General features: G+C 70.9%; 15 protein-coding genes. 11 read left to right on the forward strand and 4 right to left on the reverse strand.

Features of this window, described 5'->3' with window-relative positions; all coding sequences use genetic code 11:
• Positions 1-61 precede the first annotated feature (61 nt).
• Both KBC94_RS15690 and KBC94_RS15695 read left to right on the forward strand, forming a co-directional pair.
• A complete protein-coding gene (locus KBC94_RS15690; RefSeq protein WP_294371900.1) occupies positions 62-760 on the forward strand; it encodes a response regulator transcription factor in 699 nt (232 codons plus the stop codon).
• Positions 760-1,812 carry an ATP-binding protein gene (locus tag KBC94_RS15695; protein WP_294371907.1) on the forward strand — a complete coding sequence of 351 codons (1,053 nt, stop codon included), beginning with the start codon at positions 760-762 and terminating at the stop codon, positions 1,810-1,812. Before KBC94_RS15690 ends, KBC94_RS15695 begins: the two co-directional genes overlap by 1 nt.
• Before the next feature lie 9 nt (positions 1,813-1,821).
• Here the strand turns inward: KBC94_RS15695 and KBC94_RS15700 are convergent, their stop codons facing one another.
• The 4 genes from KBC94_RS15700 to KBC94_RS15715 form a co-directional block, all read right to left on the reverse strand.
• On the reverse strand, positions 1,822-2,340 hold the full coding sequence (locus KBC94_RS15700) for a GDSL-type esterase/lipase family protein (RefSeq protein ID WP_294371913.1): 519 nt from the start codon (positions 2,338-2,340) through the stop codon (positions 1,822-1,824).
• 336 nt (positions 2,341-2,676) lie between these two features.
• Positions 2,677-3,789: a catalase family protein gene (locus KBC94_RS15705; RefSeq protein ID WP_294371915.1), complete on the reverse strand. Its 1,113-nt coding sequence runs from the start codon at positions 3,787-3,789 to the stop codon at positions 2,677-2,679.
• Entirely contained in the window at positions 3,786-6,077 is a 2,292-nt protein-coding gene (locus KBC94_RS15710) for an FdhF/YdeP family oxidoreductase (RefSeq protein WP_294371917.1), read from the reverse strand. Before KBC94_RS15710 ends, KBC94_RS15705 begins: the two co-directional genes overlap by 4 nt.
• Before the next feature lie 130 nt (positions 6,078-6,207).
• A complete protein-coding gene (locus KBC94_RS15715) occupies positions 6,208-7,125 on the reverse strand; it encodes a LysR family transcriptional regulator (RefSeq protein WP_294371919.1) in 918 nt (305 codons plus the stop codon).
• A gap of 179 nt (positions 7,126-7,304) precedes the next feature.
• Here KBC94_RS15715 and KBC94_RS15720 point away from each other — a divergent pair, with 179 nt between their 5' ends.
• The 9 genes from KBC94_RS15720 to KBC94_RS15760 all read left to right on the forward strand — a co-directional run bounded on the left by KBC94_RS15720 (position 7,305) and on the right by KBC94_RS15760 (position 16,247).
• Positions 7,305-8,345, forward strand: coding sequence for an SMP-30/gluconolactonase/LRE family protein (locus KBC94_RS15720; protein WP_294371922.1), 1,041 nt, complete (start codon positions 7,305-7,307; stop codon positions 8,343-8,345).
• Positions 8,342-9,331: a fumarylacetoacetate hydrolase family protein gene (locus tag KBC94_RS15725; RefSeq protein ID WP_294371926.1), complete on the forward strand. Its 990-nt coding sequence runs from the start codon at positions 8,342-8,344 to the stop codon at positions 9,329-9,331. Before KBC94_RS15720 ends, KBC94_RS15725 begins: the two co-directional genes overlap by 4 nt.
• A gap of 14 nt (positions 9,332-9,345) precedes the next feature.
• Entirely contained in the window at positions 9,346-10,131 is a 786-nt protein-coding gene (locus KBC94_RS15730; RefSeq protein WP_294371929.1) for a cyclase family protein, read from the forward strand.
• A gap of 2 nt (positions 10,132-10,133) precedes the next feature.
• Positions 10,134-11,099: an NAD-dependent epimerase/dehydratase family protein gene (locus KBC94_RS15735; RefSeq protein ID WP_294371931.1), complete on the forward strand. Its 966-nt coding sequence runs from the start codon at positions 10,134-10,136 to the stop codon at positions 11,097-11,099.
• Positions 11,100-11,126: 27 nt separating this feature from the next.
• Entirely contained in the window at positions 11,127-12,146 is a 1,020-nt protein-coding gene (locus KBC94_RS15740) for a tripartite tricarboxylate transporter substrate binding protein (RefSeq protein ID WP_294371944.1), read from the forward strand.
• On the forward strand, positions 12,139-12,930 hold the full coding sequence (locus KBC94_RS15745) for an SDR family NAD(P)-dependent oxidoreductase (RefSeq protein WP_294371947.1): 792 nt from the start codon (positions 12,139-12,141) through the stop codon (positions 12,928-12,930). Before KBC94_RS15740 ends, KBC94_RS15745 begins: the two co-directional genes overlap by 8 nt.
• Before the next feature lie 57 nt (positions 12,931-12,987).
• On the forward strand, positions 12,988-14,154 hold the full coding sequence (locus KBC94_RS15750) for a prolyl oligopeptidase family serine peptidase (protein WP_294371950.1): 1,167 nt from the start codon (positions 12,988-12,990) through the stop codon (positions 14,152-14,154).
• 26 nt (positions 14,155-14,180) lie between these two features.
• On the forward strand, positions 14,181-15,170 hold the full coding sequence (locus KBC94_RS15755; protein ID WP_294371953.1) for a tripartite tricarboxylate transporter substrate binding protein: 990 nt from the start codon (positions 14,181-14,183) through the stop codon (positions 15,168-15,170).
• 90 nt (positions 15,171-15,260) lie between these two features.
• Positions 15,261-16,247, forward strand: coding sequence for a tripartite tricarboxylate transporter substrate binding protein (locus tag KBC94_RS15760; RefSeq protein WP_294371956.1), 987 nt, complete (start codon positions 15,261-15,263; stop codon positions 16,245-16,247).
• Positions 16,248-16,302 lie beyond the last annotated feature (55 nt).

The following is a 16,302-nucleotide window of genomic DNA, read 5'->3' on the forward strand; positions in this document are numbered from 1 at the left end:
AGGCAAAGCCGGCCGCCGCCACCGCGGCAGACGGCCGGCCCGCACCGATACTCGCGGGCCCATGATCCCTGTACTGCTGATCGACGACGACCAGGTGCTGGCCTCGCTGCTGTCCCAATACATGCTGCGCGAAGGCTTCTCGGCGCATGCCGTGCACGACGGGGCCACCGGCGTGGCGGAGGCCACGAGCGGCCGCTATGCCGCCGTGGTGCTCGACATCATGATGCCGCGGCTGTCCGGCATCGATGCGCTGCGACGCATCCGCGAGCGCAGCAACGTGCCCGTGCTCATGCTCACCGCCAAGGGCGACAACGTGGACCGCGTCATCGGCCTGGACATGGGCGCCGACGACTATGTGCCCAAGCCCTGCACGCCGAGCGAACTGACGGCCCGCATCCGGGCCGTGCTGCGGCGTGCCGGCAGCCGGGAGGCCGGCGCGACCGCGGATGCACCGCCCGTGATCGAGGCCGGCCACCTGCGGCTGTGGCGTGCCGCGCGGCGCGCGCAGTGGAAGGGTTCGCCACTGGTGCTCACCGGCACCGAGTTCAGCCTGCTGGAGGCGCTGGCGCGCCGCGCGGGCCGGCTCGTGGGCAAGGAGGACATTTCGCTGCAGGTCTTCGGCAAGCCGCTGGCGCGCTTCGACCGGCGCATCGACGTGCACATCAGCAGCATCCGGCAGAAGCTCGGCCTGCGCGGGGACGGAACGCACTGGATCCTGAGCGTGCGCGGCCAGGGCTACCAGCTGCTGGTGGACGAATGATGCGGGGCGCAGGCGTACTCCGGTCCCGGCTGTTCTACAAGGTCTTCCTGGCCTTGTGCTGCAGCATGCTGCTGTCGATCCTCGGGGCCTTCGCCTATATCCGCCTGACCGGGGGTGTGATTCCCTCGCCGCCCCCGGGTGAGCTGACGCTGGGGCGCGTGCCGATGGTCCCGATGGTCTCAGGTGTGCTGGCCTTTCTGGTGGTCGGCGGCGGGCTGGCCTGGTACATCCTGCGCCCATTGCGTCAGCTGCAGTGGGCACTGGGCGAGATCGCTCGCGGCAACATGGAGGTACGGCTCAAGCCCTTGCTCGGCCGGCGCTCCGACGAGATCGCCGAAGTGGCCGGGGACTTCGACCGCATGGTGGTGCAGCTCCGGCAACTCACCGAATCGCGCCAGCGCCTGCTGCACGATGTCTCGCACGAGCTGCGCTCGCCGCTGTCCCGCATGCAGGCCGCCATCGGTCTGATGCGCCAGGACGGCGCCAGCGTCCCACGCATGATCGACCGCATCCAGAAGGACAGCGAACGGCTGGACGTGCTGATCGAGGAACTGCTCACGCTGCACCGGCTGGAGGCGGCCGCGGGCACCGACGCGCGCCAGCGGGTGGACCTCATGGACCTGCTGCAGGCCATCGTCGAGGACGCCTCGCTGGAGGCCCAGGCCACCGGCCGCGGCGTCGGCCTGCACGCCGAGGGGCCCTTCGTGGCCGAGGTGGACGGCGAGCTGCTGTACCGCGCCTTCGAGAACATCATCCGCAATGCGGTGAAGTTCACCGCCGTCGGCACGCAGGTCGACGTGCAGGCCGAGCTGTCGCCCGGCCCGCAGGAATTCGTCCTGCGCGTGCGCGACCACGGCAGCGGCGTACCGCAGGCCAGCCTGGAGGCGATCTTCGAGCCCTTCGTGCGCCTGGAGAACGCCGAGCCCTTCCGCGGCGCAGGACTCGGGCTGTCCCTGGTGCGCCGCGTGGTCGTGCTGCACGGCGGCAGCATCGCGGCCAGCCTGCCGGTCGATGGCGGCCTGCTTGTGACGGTCAGGCTGCCGCTGCGCTGAGGCCTGGCCTCAACGGCATTCCGGTGCCATCGCGTCGAGCGTGAGCGCGATGCGCGCCACCAGGCGGTCGGAATAAGGCTTGGCGGGATGCAGCGGATCCGCCATCTCGTCCGGGCCGCGGGTGACGTCGCCCCAGCCGGCAAAGGCCGCGCCCGTTTCCGCGGCGACCTGCCGGATGGCCGCATCCGCGGCCGAGCGGCCCGGCATCGCCAGCGCGGGCCGCGAGAGCCCCGTCAGGACCACCTGCCGGCCCTCCTGCTGCGCCTGGCGCACCATCTGCCGCAACGGCGGCTGGACGGGCAGCCCCTGCGCCACGTCATTAATGCCATGGGCAATCACCACGAAGTGCGCCGTCCTCGGTTCGCTGGCAAAGCGGGCAGCCCGGGCCGTCGCAGTTTCGCCATTGGCGGTACGGTCTTCCACCCGGTAGCGTGGTCGCAGCCGCTGGAGCGTACGCGCTGGCGGCTCCGCGAGCCGCTGGTTGCCGCCATAACCGCCATGCAGGATCGAGTCGCCATAGAGAACCACGCTGCAACGATCGGCAGAGGCCGCGGGACGCTCGGGGGGCTCTGCGGAAGCCTTCGGTGAGGCGGGCGCGGCCGTGGCGCTGGGGGCAGGCGGCGGCGCAGGCGCGCCGGCCGGTGCGGCACAACCCTGCAGGACCAGCAAGACGGCGGCCCATCCACCGCCAAGCACACGGCACGGGCGGGGTCCAGCGGGATCGGGGCAAGGCCATGGAAGGACAGGAGCGACCATGCCCGACTCTGGCGCACCCGCGGCCCGGCCCCGGGGGTCTCTGGGTTAAGTTGTGCAAAGGCGGCAGAGGCGGCAAAGCCGCGACCTGTCTTCCGCCTGCCGGCCACCTCAATCGGGCAGATCGTCCAGCGTCGTCGGCTGCGCCACCGAGGTGCGATTGCCTGCCTCCCGATAAGCCGCCGCCGTCGCATACGCGATCCGACGTACGCGCATGATCGACCCGAGTGGCCGGTGCGCCGCCAGGCCGTGCCAGGGCGAGAAGGCCATGCCGTCGTCGATGGCCTTGACCCGCGCTTCGCTCCAGGCGTTCTGCGGCCCGGCCGTCACGCGGGCCACCGTCACGTAGGGACTACGGTCCTCCGGCCACTCGACCGTCGCGTCCTCGATGGGCATCGCGTCGAGGTCGGTGCACAGCTGCACCTGCAGCGCCCATGTGCCGCCCTGCGTCCGGAAGTGCTCTACAACGGCATCGCGGATGGCGTTGGGGCTGTCGCCCATGTCCAGCACCTGGTCCTTGAGCGCCCGCAGCTCCGGCGACACCGGCGTCAGGCGCAGCTTGGCCATGTATGTGCCGTACAGCATCGGCACCTGGGTGAAGAAAGTCTCGCCGAGCAGGTGCGTGAGCGGATGCGCACCCATGGACTTGAGCGCGCCGCTTTCTGCACCCACGGCCTCCAGCGTCTTCTCCACGCCGCGCAGGGCCGCCGAGAGCAGCTCCTTCGCCTTGGGCGCACGGTCGGTGGTGGCGGCCAGCAGCTTGAGGTTGCCCAGGAATTTCTTCGCATTGGGCGTGCGGAACACGGGCCCGTTGACCATGACGAAGTCCTGCGTCACCTCCCCCTCAGAGCCTTCCATGCGCTCGCCCGGCACGCCCACCAGCTTCAGCGCCACGCCGCGGGGCGTCGACACCTTGTCGCTCAGCAGGTCGCCCGGCGGCGTGGACAGGCGCATCACGGCCGGATAGCGCGCCGGCGTGGCGAACAGGCCCTGGGCGTACCCGGGCGGCAGGCCCGACAGCACCTCGACCTCGGCACGAAGAAGCCCGTGCGACTTGGCGTGCACGCTCCGGTAGGCGTGACCTTCGTCGCGATGCACCTTCTGCGCGATCGCGATCATGGTTTCGCCCAGCTCGCGTGCGGTCTGCAGCTCGTCGTCCTCGGTGTGCTCGAACTCGGGCCGGTAGGCCAGGGGCGCGACGGCAGCGGGGGAGGGTGGGGTCATGGGATGGCGTTCTCGGGTTGGACGAGGATGGGCACCGACTTGTAGGCCGGCACATGGCTGCCCTCCGCGTGGTGCCACAGCGGCACCAGCGGGTTGCATTCGGGGTAGTAGCCGGCCACGCAGCCTTCGGGAATGTCGTAGGCGCGCACGGTCAGGCCGCGCAGCTCACGCGGCACACCGTCGTCGACGGCCGTGCGCACGTCGATGCGCTGGCCCGCCCGCAGGCCGTGGCGGGCGATGTCGGCCTCATTCATGAACAGCACATCGCGCGTACCGCTCACATCGCGGAAGCGGTCGTCCAGGCTGTAGATGGTCGTGTTGAACTGGTCGTCGCTGCGCATCGTCATCAGGCGCAGCGTCTGCGGCGGGTGGCCCGGTGCATCGGGGTCGGCCACCAGCGAGCCCGGCACGATGAAGTTGGCCTTGCCGGTGGACGTTTTCCATTCCCTCTGACGCGCCGCATTGGGCTTGGGAAAGCCGCCGGGCTGCGCGAAACGGCTCTCGAAACCATGGAAGATCTGCGGATAGGTGGCCTCGATGGCGGCGCGTACCCGGGCGTAGTCCTCGCGCCACTCGGCCCAGGGCACCTGGGCGGCATCGCCCACGGCGGCCTGCGCCAGCGCGCTGACGATGGCCAGTTCCGAACGCAGGCGCTCATCGGCCGGCTCGGCCACGCCTTGGGAGGCATGGATGAAGCCAGTCGAGTCCTCCATCGACACGCGCTGCTCGCGGCCCGCCTGCCGGTCGATCTCGATGCGGCCGATGCAGGGCAGCAGGTAGCTGGCCTCGCCGGGTACCAGGTGCGTGTGGTTGAGCTTGGTCGCCACATGCACGGTCAGCGCCAGCCGCGACCAAGCGGGTTCCAGCCGAGTGTTGTCGGGCACCGAGCGCAGCAGGTTTCCGCCCAGGCTGAGCATGGCGCGCACGCTGCCGTCCAGCATCCCCTGGCAGGCGCCCACCGTGTCCAGGCCCTTGTCGCGTGGCGGCTCGAAGGCGTACTGCCGGGCCAGCTGGTCCAGCGGCGCCAGCTCGGGCTTCTCGGTGATGCCCACAGTGCGCTGGCCCTGCACGTTGGAGTGGCCGCGCACCGGGCAGATGCCCGCGCCCGGCCGGCCGATGTGGCCACCCATCAGCAGCAGGTTGCACAGCATCTGCACGTTCTTCACGCCCAGGCGGTGCTGCGTCAGGCCCATGCCGTAGACCGCGATCACCGACTTGGCGCCGCCCACCACAGCCGCCACGCGCTCAAGTGCCGCGCGAGCCAGGCCCGATTCGCGCTCGATGTCTTCCCACGACTGCTGCGTCACCCAGGCCGCGAACTCATCGAAACCCCTCGTGTGCTCGACGATGAATTCCCGGTCCAGGCCCTGCCCGCCGGCCGCCGCGGCCGCCAGCAGCGCCTTGGCCACGCCGGTCAGGGCCGCCAGGTCGCCGCCCACCTTCACCTGCAGGTACTGGGTCGAAACGGTGGTCGAGGCCGGCGTGAGCATCTGCACCGGCGACTGCGGATCGATGAAACGCACCAGCCCCGATTCGCGCAGCGGGTTGAAGCTGATGATCGGCACCCCGCGGTCGCGCGCCTCCTTGATCGGATGCAGCATGCGCGGGCTGTTGACACCCGGGTTCTGGCCCACGAAGAGCAGGCAGTCCGCCTGCGCGAAATCCTCCAGGTGGACCGTGCCGATGGGCACGCCGATGCTCTGCGGCAGCGCCACCGAGGTGCTCTCGTGGCACATGTTCGAACTGTCGGGCAGGTTGTTGTTGCCGTAGACGCGGGCGAACAGCTGCCAGGCATAGCTGGTTTCCAGCGAGGCGCGGCCCGAGGCGTAGAAGACGGCGGACCTCGGGTCCTCGGCGCGGAGGGCACGCAGCCGGGCCGCGATGTCCGCGATGGCCTCGTCCCAGCTCACCTCGACATAGCGGTCGGTCGCAAGGTCGTAACGCATCGGCGCCGTGAGCCGGCCACCGGCTTCGAGCTCATGGTCCGACCAGCCGCGCAGTTCGCTCACCGGATGGGCGTCGAAGAAGTCGGGCGACAGGCGGCGCGCGGTCAGTTCCCACGCCGTGGCCTTGGCGCCGTTCTCGCAGAACTCGGCCACCCGGGGTTCGGCCGGTTTGGCCCAGGCGCAGCTGACGCAGGCGAAGCCGTCGGTCTTGTTCTGCTGGAGCAGGGCGCGCGTGATCTGCGCCACATTGCCTTCCTCCAGCGTGTAGCGGGCCACGGCCTTGAGCGACTGCCAGCCGCCGGCGGCCATGGGTTCTTGGGAATCGGTGGAGCCTCGGGTCATCCCGCGAGGGTCGGGCCGCGAGGCATATTGCGGGGTCGGCCCGGGCGCGCCGCCCGCGTAGGCGAACAGCCGGCCCACGTCATTCGCCGCGCCGACCGCACTCCCGCGGGTGTGGATCGTCAGGCTGTGTTCAGGCGACCGGCGGCAACTGCTGCGCCACGGCCACGATCTGCTCGCGCACCCAGCGCACGCCGGGGTCGTCGTCACGCAGGCGGTGCCACTGCAGCACCTCGGTCAGCCGCGGCGTGGGCATGGGCGGCGACAGCAGCCGCAGCGGCATGGCCTGCACGAACTGCTGGGCCAACCGGGTCTGGATGGTGGCGATGCGCTTCGTGCCCACGATGAAGCGCGGCATGAGCAGGAAGCCATGGGCCACCACCTCCACCCGCCGGTCGCTGCCATGCTCATTGGCATACCACTGCTCGAACCAGGGGTTGGCGCCCAGGTCGGCCTGGTAGACCACATGGCCGAGTTCCACGTACTGCGCGGGCGTGATGCCGCCCGCCAGCGCAGCGTTCTGTGCGCATGCGACGACGTGGTAGGTGTCCTCGAACAGCTGCTGCTGCGGATGGTCGGCCAGCGTCAGGTGCGCCGGCGTGACCAGCAGGTCGACGCGGCCCTGGTCCAGGTCCTGCGCCATGGCGGCATGCGTGGGCCGCACGTCGAAGCTCAGGCCCGGCGCCAGTTGGGCGATGCGCCGCAGCGCCTCCGCCATCAGCACCTGCACCACATAGTCCGAGGCGATCACGGTGAAATGCCGGCGCGCCGTGGCCGGCTCGAACTCGGGCTGCACGCCCAAGGTGGCATCCACCTGCAGGATGATCTGGCGCACCGGCGCGATCAACGCCTCGGCCCGCGGCGTGAGCTGCAGCGTGCGCCCGACGGGCACGAGCAGTGCGTCGCCGAAATAGTCCCGCAGGCGGGCCAGCACGCCGCTCATGGCCGACTGCGTCATGTGCAGCCGCTCGGCCGCACGGGTCACGTTGCGCTCGGCCAGCAGGGCGTCGAGCGCGGCGAGCAGGTTGAGGTCGATGCGTTGGTAGCGCATGCAGGTCGTCTCCAGGTGGGGCGCAGATCATAAGGAGGCGCCGCCGCGGTGCGCGCGATAAGCGACACGCATGCCTGCCGCGCCCAGGCATCGCGCCGGCCGATGGCTCGCATCGGCCGAATCTGTTGGTCTTCACGGCGCGGACGGACCACACTGCGGCCCGCTTCGAGATTCCGCCAATGACAAGAGACAACCCCCTGCGCGGCTGGCAGGTCGACCGCGCCGCCATCCGCCACGTCGGCCGCGACCTGCAGCGCCCCGAATGCATCCTGTGCCAGCGCGACGGCACCGTCTGGGCCGCCGATGCCCGCGGCGGCGCCATGCGCATCGCGCCCGATGGCAGCCAGCAGCTGGTGGTGCCCGTCGCACCACCCGCTGCCGACGATGCCGTGGACTTCGACCAGCGCTATGTGCGCAGCGAAGGCTCGCTGCCCAACGGCATGACCTTCCTGGCCAACGGCGACCTGCTGATCGCCAATTGGGGCACCGACACCGTCGAGGTGATGGACCGCCAGGGCCGCGTTCGCCGCCTCTTCGACCGCATCGACGGCCAGCCGCTGGGCAAGGCCAACTTCCCGCTGCGCGACCGGCAGGGCCGGCTCTACCTCACGGTGACCACGCGCATGCAGCCCTGGACCGAGTCCATCAACGCCCGCGCCACCGATGGCTACATCGCCCTCTTCGACGAACACGGCCAGGCCCGTATCGTGGCCGACGGCTTCGAGGGCACGAACGAGATCCGCCTGGACGACGCCGGCGAGTGGATGTACGTGGTCGAGAGCAATGCCCGCCGCATCTCGCGCCTGCGCGTACGGCCCGACGGCACGCTGGGCGAGCGTGAGGTGTACGGCCCGGCCCGGCTGCCGGGCTTTCCCGACGGCTTCGCCTTCGATGTCTTCGGCAACCTGTGGGTCACGCTGATCATGACCGACCGCCTGGTCGCCATCACGCCCGACGGCGAGCTGCTCACCCTGCTGGACGACAGCAATCCCGCCGCCACGCAGGCGCTCGATGCGCACTACGAGGCCCGCACGCTCACGCCCGAAATCATGGCCGCCGCCCACGGCACGCTGGCGCCGTGGATGGCCAGCCTGAGCTTCGGCGGCCCCGATCTGCAGACCGTCTACCTCGGAAGCCTGCGTGGCACCACCCTGCCCAGCTTCCGCGCCCCGGTGGCCGGACAGGCCCCCATCCACTGGAACGAGGACTTCCCCGCATGAAACTAGCCACCCTCAAGAACGGCCGCAAGGATGGCCGCCTCGTCGTCGTCTCGCGCGACCTTCACCAGGCGATCGATGCCGACGCCATCGCGCCCACGATGCTCGATGCCATCGAACGCTGGACGCAGACCGAGGCGCTGCTGCAGGCGCTGTATGCGCAGCTCAACGCCGGCGATGCGCTGGGCGCCTTTGCCTTCGACCCGACGCAGGCCGCCGCGCCGCTGCCGCGCGCGCCGCAGTGGTGCGATGGCTCCGCCTTCCTCAACCATGGCCGGCTGATGGAGAAGGCCTTCAACATCGAGCCCGCGCCGGATTCGGACCGCATCCCGCTGATGTACCAGGGCGGCTCCGACGACCTGCTGGGCCCGCACGACGACCTGCCGCTGCCCGACGAGGCCCACGGCATCGACTTCGAGGGCGAGTTCGGCGTGATCGTCGGCGACGTGCCGCTGGGCTGTCCCGCCGCGCTGGCACTGCGCCACGTGCGCCTGCTGGTGCAGATCAACGACGTGAGCCTGCGCGGCTTCGGCCCGCGCGAGATGCGCACCGGCTTCGGCTTCTTCCAGGCCAAGCCTTCGTCCAGCTTCGCGCCGGTCGCCGTCACGCCCGACGAGATCGGCGAGGCCTGGCGAGATGGCCGGGTGCACCTGGACCTGACGGTGATGCGCGGCGACGAGAGATTCGGCCATCCCAATGGTGGCGAGATGAGCTTCGGCTTCGACCAGCTGATCGCGCATGCCGCGTTCACGCGCCGACTGACGGCCGGGACCATCGTCGGTTCGGGCACCGTCTCGAATGCCGGCGGCCAGCGCGGCTCGGCCTGCATCGCCGAGCGGCGCGCCATGGAGCTGATCGAGCACGGCGCCAGCCGCACGCCCTTCCTGCACTTCGGCGAGCGCGTGCGCATGGAGGCGCAATGGCAGGGCGCGCCGGTCTTCGGCGCCATCGACCAGCGCGTGGTGCAGGCCCTGCCGCCCACCGCCTGAAGGAGCACGTCCGCATGCCCCGCTTCGTCGACCTGTCGATCTATCTCGAAAACGATGTGCTCTCCGACCCGCCGCCGCTGGCGCCGAAGATCACCTACCAGACCCACCAGGACACGCTGCCCGAGTTCCTGCAGCTGATTCCCGGCACGCGCGCCGAGGACTACCCCGAGGGCCAGGCCGCCGCCGCGGAATGGGTGACGCTGACCACCCACAGCGGCACGCACCTGGATGCGCCCTGGCACTTCCACGCGACGCAGGACGCCAAGGCCGGCGGCGCGCGGCCCTCGATGACCATCGACGAGATTCCGCTGGACTGGTGCTTCCGCCCGGGCGTGAAGCTGGACTTCCGCCACCTGCCCGATGGCCATGTGGTGAGCGCGGCCGAGGTGGAGGCGGAGCTTGCCCGCATCGGCCACGTGCTGCAGCCGCTGGACATCGTGGTGGTCAACACCCGCGCCGGCAGCCGCTATGGCCAGCCCGACTACGTCAACACCGGCTGCGGCATGGGCTATGAGGCCACCATGTACCTGTTGGAGCGCGGCGTGCGCCTGACCGGCACCGACGCCTGGAGCTGGGACGCGCCCTTCTCGTACACCGCGCAGCGCATCGCCGAGACCGGCGACACCGCGTTGATCTGGGAAGGCCACAAGGCCGGCCGCGACATCGGCTACTGCCACCTGGAGAAGCTGCACAACCTGGAGTCGCTGCCGGGCGATGGCTTCACGATCTGCTGCTTCCCGCACAAGATCCGCGGCGCCTCGGCGGGCTGGACGCGGGCCGTGGCGATCTTCGAGGACTGAGCGTGAGAGTACTCGTGACCGGCGCTGGTGGCTTCATCGGCGCGCATGTGCTCGCGCTGCTGCACCGGCAGGGCCAGGTGGGCGGCCGGCGCATCGACGTGCTGGCCGCCGCAGACCAGCGGCTGGGCATGCTGCCGGACGGAGTGCTCGGGCTGGAAGGCGACCTGGGCAGCGACGAGGTGCTGGCGCGCATCGCCGCCCTCGCGCCCGACGTGTGCTTCCACCTGGCGGCCGTGCCCGGCGGTGCGGCCGAGGCCGATCCGGCGCTGAGCCGCCGCGTCAACCTCGACACCACGCTGGACCTGTTCGACACGCTGGCCGCGGCCGGAACCGGCGCGGCGCCGCCGGTCGTCGTCTACGCCAGCACCATCGCCGTCTACGGCAGCGCACTGCCCGAGGTGGTGACGCCGCACACGCCGCTGCGGCCGCCGCTGATCTACGGCGCCCACAAGCTGGCCTGCGAGGTGCTGCTGGCGGACTTCTCGCGCCGCGGCCGGCTCGATGGCCGCGCGCTGCGCCTGCCCGGCATCGTGGCCCGGCCGCGCGCGCCTTCCGGCCTGGTGTCGGCCTTCATGAGCGAGCTGCTTCATGCGCTGGCCGCGGGCGAGCCCGTCACGCTGCCCGTGGGGCCGCAGGCCACGGCCTGGTGGATGTCGGCGCGACGCTGCGCCTGGAACCTGGTGCATGCCGCCACCATGCCGGTCGATAACGACCCGGCACGCGCCTGGCCGCTGCCCGTGCTGCACCTGTCGATGGACGACATCGTGCAGGCGCTGTCGGCCGAGTTCGGCGTGGACGGCCGGGCCCTGGTACGCCATGCGCCGCAGCCGGCCGTGGAGGCCGTGTTCGGCCGCTATCCGCCACTGGACGACCGCATTCCCCGCGCCCTGGGCCTGCGCGACGACGGCGACGCGCGGGCGCTGGTGCGCCGGGCGCTCGCACCGGCCGGCGAGGCCGACGATTTTTGACTTCACCCATTCAGGAGACCTTCTTCGATGACCGATTCCGCCTCGTCCTTCGCCCATCCCACCCGCCGCACGCTGCTGCGCGGCGCCGCCGCCCTGGCCGCCGCGCCACTGGGCCTGGCGGGCACCGCCGCCCGTGCCCAGGCCGGCTTTCCCTCACGCCCCATCACCTGGGTGGTGCCCTATCCGGCCGGCGGCTTCGGCGATGCGCTGTCGCGCATGCTGGCGCAGAAGCTCTCGGCCAGCCTGGGCCAGCCGGTGGTCATCGACAACCGGCCCGGCGCTGGTGGCCAGATCGGCGCCAACTTCGTCAAGCAGCAGCCGGCCGACGGCCACACGCTGTTCTACGGCGACCTCGGCCCGTTCTCGATGAACGCGGGCCTGTATCCCAAGCTGAGCTACGACACGCTCAAGGACTTCATGCCGCTGACGCGGCTGCTGGTCTCGCCCACCGCGCTGCTGGTGCCGGCCTCGAGCCCGTTCCAGACCTTCCAGGAGTTCGTCAAGGCGGCGCAGGCCGGCGGCAAGGGCCTGAACTACGGCTCCTACGGCATGGGCAGCCAGCCGCACATCTGGATGGAGATGCTGCGCGGCCAGATCAAGGGCAACCTCACGCATGTGGCCTACAAGGGCGGCGCGCCCGCGGTGCAGGACCTGATGGCCGGCCACATCGACGCCATGCTGGACGTGGCACCCAGCGCCATCCCGCTGGTGCGCGAGAACAAGGCCCGCGCCCTGGCCGTGGTGGGCAGCGACAAGCGCCTGGCGCAACTGCCCCAGGTGCCCACCATCGCCGAGCTGGGGCAGCCCGCCCTCAACATCCCCGGCTGGACCGGCATGGTGGTGCGCGCCGGCACGCCCGAGCCCATCGCCAACCGGCTGCACGACGAACTCGTCAAGGCCGTGACCGCGCCCGACGTGGTGCAGCGCTACACCGACCTGGGTCTGATCGTGGCGCCCAGCTCCCGCGCCGAGTTCGCCGAGCTGATCCGCACCGAGACCACGCGCTGGGGCCAGGTGATCCACCAGGTGGGAGTGAAGCTTGAGTGAGGCGACCAGGGCCCCCGGTCTCTTCTCGCTGGCGGGGCAGGTGGCGCTGGTCACCGGGGCCACCGGCGGCCTCGGCCAGGCCATCGCCCTGGCCTATGCGCAGCACGGAGCAAGCCTGGTGCTGTCGGACCGCGACGACGCTGCGCTGCGCGACATCGCGGCCCGTTGCGCGTCGCTCGGCGGCGCAGTCCGGACCGTGGTGGCCGATCTATCGGTGCCCGCCCAGGTGCAGGCGCTGGCCGAACAGGCCCGCACCGCCTTCGGGCGCATCGACCTGCTGGTCTGCAATGCCGGCATGCAGGGCCCGGCTGGCCCGCTGCTGGAGGCGCCGGCCGAAGACTGGGCGCGCGTGTTCCAGGTCAACCTGGCCAGCGCCCATGCCCTGTGCGCCGCGCTGGTGCCGGCCATGGGCGAGCGCGGCCACGGCCGCGTGGTCCTGATGGCCAGCATCGCCGCCCTGCGCGGCAACGGCGCCATCGGCCTGTACGGCCTCAGCAAGGCAGCGCTGGCGCAGATGGCGCGCAACCTGGCGGTGGAGTGGGGCCCGCGCGGCGTGTGCGTCAACGCCATCGCCCCGGGCCTGATCCGTACTCCGCTGGCCGAAGGCCTGATGGCCAACGAGGCCTTCATGGCCCGCCGGCTGGCGGCCACCCCGCTGCGCCGCGTGGGCGAACCGCACGAGGTGGCCGGCGTCGCCGTGATGCTGGCCTCGGCGGCCGGCGGCTTCATCACCGGGCAGACGCTGGTGGTGGACGGCGGCACCGTGATCTCGGACGGCAGCTGAGCGGCGCGCGTCCGCCCCCGACAACCAGCCCGACGAAGGGCAAGGAGACAGAAAGCCATGTTCAAGTACTTCCCCACCAACTACGTCTGGAACCTCTCGGTCGATCTGGCCATCGAGATGGGCGCCCGCATCGGCGAGATCGAGGCCATGTGCGCGCCGCTCAAGGAGGCCGCGCACCAGCCCGATGCGGCCGCGTCGCTGGCCTTCCGGCAGAGCTGGGAGCGCATGGCCGACCAGCTGTGCGAACTCGCGGCCGAGGACGAGGCCCGCGGCCGGCTGATCTCGGCCGGCGACAAGCTCGGCCGCGCCGCCACCTACCTGATCACGGCCGAGCGCATGCAGAGCCACGGCGCAGCGGGCCGCGAGGCGCTGTACCGGCGCTTTCTCGACACCTTCGCGCGCGGCATCACGCTGGCGGGCGAGAACTGCGAGCGGGTGGAGATTCCCTACGAGGGCGGCGTGCTGGCCGGCCTCTATGTGCGCGCCCAGGGCGTGCAGGGCCGCGCGCCGCTGCTGCTGCAGCTCAACGGCCTGGATTCGACCAAGGAGATGAAGTACCGCGTCGGGCTGCCGCACTGGCTGGCGCAGCGCGGCATTTCGTCGCTGGTGCTCGACCAGCCCGGCACCGGCGAGGCGCTGCGCCTGCATGGCATGACGGCCCGCTTCGACGCCGAGCACTGGGCCAGCCGCGTGGTCGACTGGTTGGAGGCACGCGAAGACATCGACCCGCAGCGCATCGGCTGCGAAGGCGTCTCGCTGGGTGGCTACTACTGCCCGCGCGCCGTCGCCTTCGAGCCGCGCTTCGCCTGCGGCGTGGTCTGGGGTGCCAACCACGACTGGCGCGACGTGCAGAAGCGCCGGCTGGAGAAGGAAGGCAGCTTTCCGGTGCCGCATTACTGGGAGCATGTGCGCTGGGTCTGGGGCGCCAGGGACATGGACGACTTCATGCGCATCGCCGAACAGGTGCATCTGGACGGCGTGGTCGAGAAGATCCGCGTGCCCTTCCTGGTCACGCATGGGCAGAAGGACTCGCAGATCCCGCTCAAGTGGGCCGAGCGCACCTACGAGCAACTGGTGAACAGCCCGAAGCGCGAGCTGAAGATCTTCACCGACCGCGAAGGCGGCGCGCAGCATTCGAGCTTCGACAACTCGGCCAACGCCGGCGCCTACATCGCCGACTGGGTGGCCGAGACGCTGGGCGGACGCATCACCGCCGCCCGCTGAGCGCAGAACCACAAGGAGACATGACCATGGCATCCACCCGCCGCCATTTCCTCGCCGGCATCGCGCCGCTCGCGTTGCCGCTGGCCATTCCGACGTCCGCCTTCGCGGCGGAAGAGGGCGCCTACCCGCAGCGTCCCATCAAGCTCGTGGTGCCCCAGCCGCCCGGCGGCCCCTCGGACATCGTGGCGCGCTTCCTGGCCGAGAGCATGCGCGCCAGCCTGGGCCAGCCCCTGGTGATCGACAACCGGCCCGGTGCCGCAGGCCTGATCGGGACGGCCGCCGCCGCGGCGGCGCCGGCCGATGGCTACACGGTGCTGGTCACCTCGCGCTCCAACCACATCATTGCGCCGCTGGTGCAGCAGGGCGCCACGGTGCAGCCGACACGCGACCTGATGCCGGTGGGCCTGGCGCTGCGCGCGGTGGGCATCCTGGCGACGCCCGCGCGTTCGCCCTGGCGCAGCCTGCGCGAGCTGGTCGCCGCCGCCAAGGCCCAGCCGGGCAAGCTCTTCTACGGCAGTGCCGGCATCGGCGCCACCAACCACATTGCCCTGGAGCAGTTCAAGACGCTGGCGGGCATCGAGCTCGTGCATGTGCCCTACAAAGGCTCGGGTCCGCTCATCACCGGCCTGATGGCGGGCGAGGTGCAACTGGCGCTGCTGGATTTCTCGTCGGCCCAGCCGGCGCTCAAGGGCGGCAGCATCGTGCCGCTGGCGCAGACCGGCCTGCGGCGCCTGTCCTCGATGTCCGAGGTGCCCACGCTCACCGAAGAGGGATTCCCGCGCTTCGATGCCTCGTTCTGGATCGGCCTGGCCGTGCCGCAGGGCACGCCGGCCGCCGTGATCGCCCGGCTGTCGAAGGCCCTCGACACCGCCCTGGCCGACACCCAGATGAAGGCGCGTGCCCAGGTCAACGGCTGGGAGCTGGCCGGTGGTGGCCCCGCGCCCCTGGAGGCGCTGATCCGGCAGGACATGGCCGAATTTCCCCCGCTGGTGCGCCGACTCGACCTGAAGGCCTGATCGCCTCCTCGCCCGGTCGCCGCACCGCGGCCACGCCCGGCCCGCCAGCGGCCGGCGTGCCCATTCCTTGAACATCACGAGACAAACGACATGCGCTTCTCCTCTCTCTCACGACGCCATCTGTGCAGCGTGGCCGTTGCTTCGCTCCTGGTCGCCGGCCTGCCGGGCGGCATGGCGCTGGCCCAGTCCGCCTATCCCGCCAAGGCCGTCAAACTGGTGGTGCCCTTTCCACCGGGCGTGTCGCCCGACGTGATCGCCCGCCTGTGGGGCGAGGGCTTCACCCGCCTCACGGGCCAGCCGGTGGTTATCGAGAACCGCCCGGGTGCCAGCACGATCATCGGCGCCCAGGCCGTAGCCAATGCGCCGGCCGACGGCTACACGCTGCTCTGGACGGTCAACAACACCTTCTCGATCAACCCCTACGTCTACAAGAAGCTGCCGTACAAGGCCGAGGACTTCGTGCCCGTCACGCGCATCCTGTCGGTGCCTTATGTGCTCGTGACCTCGGTGGATTCGAAGTACCGCACGCTGCAGGACCTGGTGCGCGAGGCCAAGGCCCGGCCCGATGCGCTCAGCTACGCCAGCGCGGGCATCGGCCAGGGCACGCACGTCGCCCTGGCACGGTGGCTGAACCAGGCCGGCCTGAAGATGACCCATGTGCCCTACAAGGACCAGTTCGTGCCCGACGTGATCGCCGGCCGCATCGACGTGGCGCTGGACGCCAGCACCGGCGCCATTCCGCAGGTGCGTGCCGGCAAGGTACGGGCCCTCGGCGTGACCAGCGCACAGCGCATTGCGGGCCTGCCCGACGTGCCCGCCATCGCGGAGCTGTATCCCGGCTTCGTCGGCGACTCCTGGCACGGCATCTTCGTGCCCAAGGGCACGCCCGACGCCGTGCAGGCGGCGTTGCTGGCCACCTCGCAGAAGGTGATGGCCGACCCGGCCTTCCGCGCCAAGCTGCTCGACTACGGCCTCACGCCCGTGGGCGAAGGCCCCGAGGCCTTCCGCAAGTTCCTGGACGAGGACGCCCGCGCCTGGGCCAAGGTGGTCAAGGACAACCACATCACGGCCGAATGAGCGGTCAGCCCCCCGAGCGCGGCGGCGCGCAGGACCGGGCCCGGGCAGCCTGCGC

Source organism: Pseudacidovorax sp. (genome assembly GCF_017991995.1).
Classification (GTDB): Bacteria; Pseudomonadota; Gammaproteobacteria; order Burkholderiales; family Burkholderiaceae_C; genus Xenophilus.

Excerpts from the sequence above, each read along its gene's own strand:
- KBC94_RS15750 (WP_294371950.1), top strand. The coding sequence starts at position 12,988 with ATGTTCAAGTACTTCCCCACCAACTACGTCTGGAACCTCTCGGTCGAT.
- KBC94_RS15710 (WP_294371917.1), bottom strand. The coding sequence starts at position 6,077 with ATGACCCGAGGCTCCACCGATTCCCAAGAACCCATGGCCGCCGGCGGC.
- KBC94_RS15715 (WP_294371919.1), bottom strand. The coding sequence starts at position 7,125 with ATGCGCTACCAACGCATCGACCTCAACCTGCTCGCCGCGCTCGACGCC.
- KBC94_RS15740 (WP_294371944.1), top strand. The coding sequence starts at position 11,127 with ATGACCGATTCCGCCTCGTCCTTCGCCCATCCCACCCGCCGCACGCTG.
- KBC94_RS15690 (WP_294371900.1), top strand. The coding sequence starts at position 62 with ATGATCCCTGTACTGCTGATCGACGACGACCAGGTGCTGGCCTCGCTG.
- KBC94_RS15730 (WP_294371929.1), top strand. The coding sequence starts at position 9,346 with ATGCCCCGCTTCGTCGACCTGTCGATCTATCTCGAAAACGATGTGCTC.
- KBC94_RS15760 (WP_294371956.1), top strand. The coding sequence starts at position 15,261 with ATGCGCTTCTCCTCTCTCTCACGACGCCATCTGTGCAGCGTGGCCGTT.
- KBC94_RS15755 (WP_294371953.1), top strand. The coding sequence starts at position 14,181 with ATGGCATCCACCCGCCGCCATTTCCTCGCCGGCATCGCGCCGCTCGCG.
- KBC94_RS15705 (WP_294371915.1), bottom strand. The coding sequence starts at position 3,789 with ATGACCCCACCCTCCCCCGCTGCCGTCGCGCCCCTGGCCTACCGGCCC.
- KBC94_RS15720 (WP_294371922.1), top strand. The coding sequence starts at position 7,305 with ATGACAAGAGACAACCCCCTGCGCGGCTGGCAGGTCGACCGCGCCGCC.
- KBC94_RS15725 (WP_294371926.1), top strand. The coding sequence starts at position 8,342 with ATGAAACTAGCCACCCTCAAGAACGGCCGCAAGGATGGCCGCCTCGTC.
- KBC94_RS15695 (WP_294371907.1), top strand. The coding sequence starts at position 760 with ATGCGGGGCGCAGGCGTACTCCGGTCCCGGCTGTTCTACAAGGTCTTC.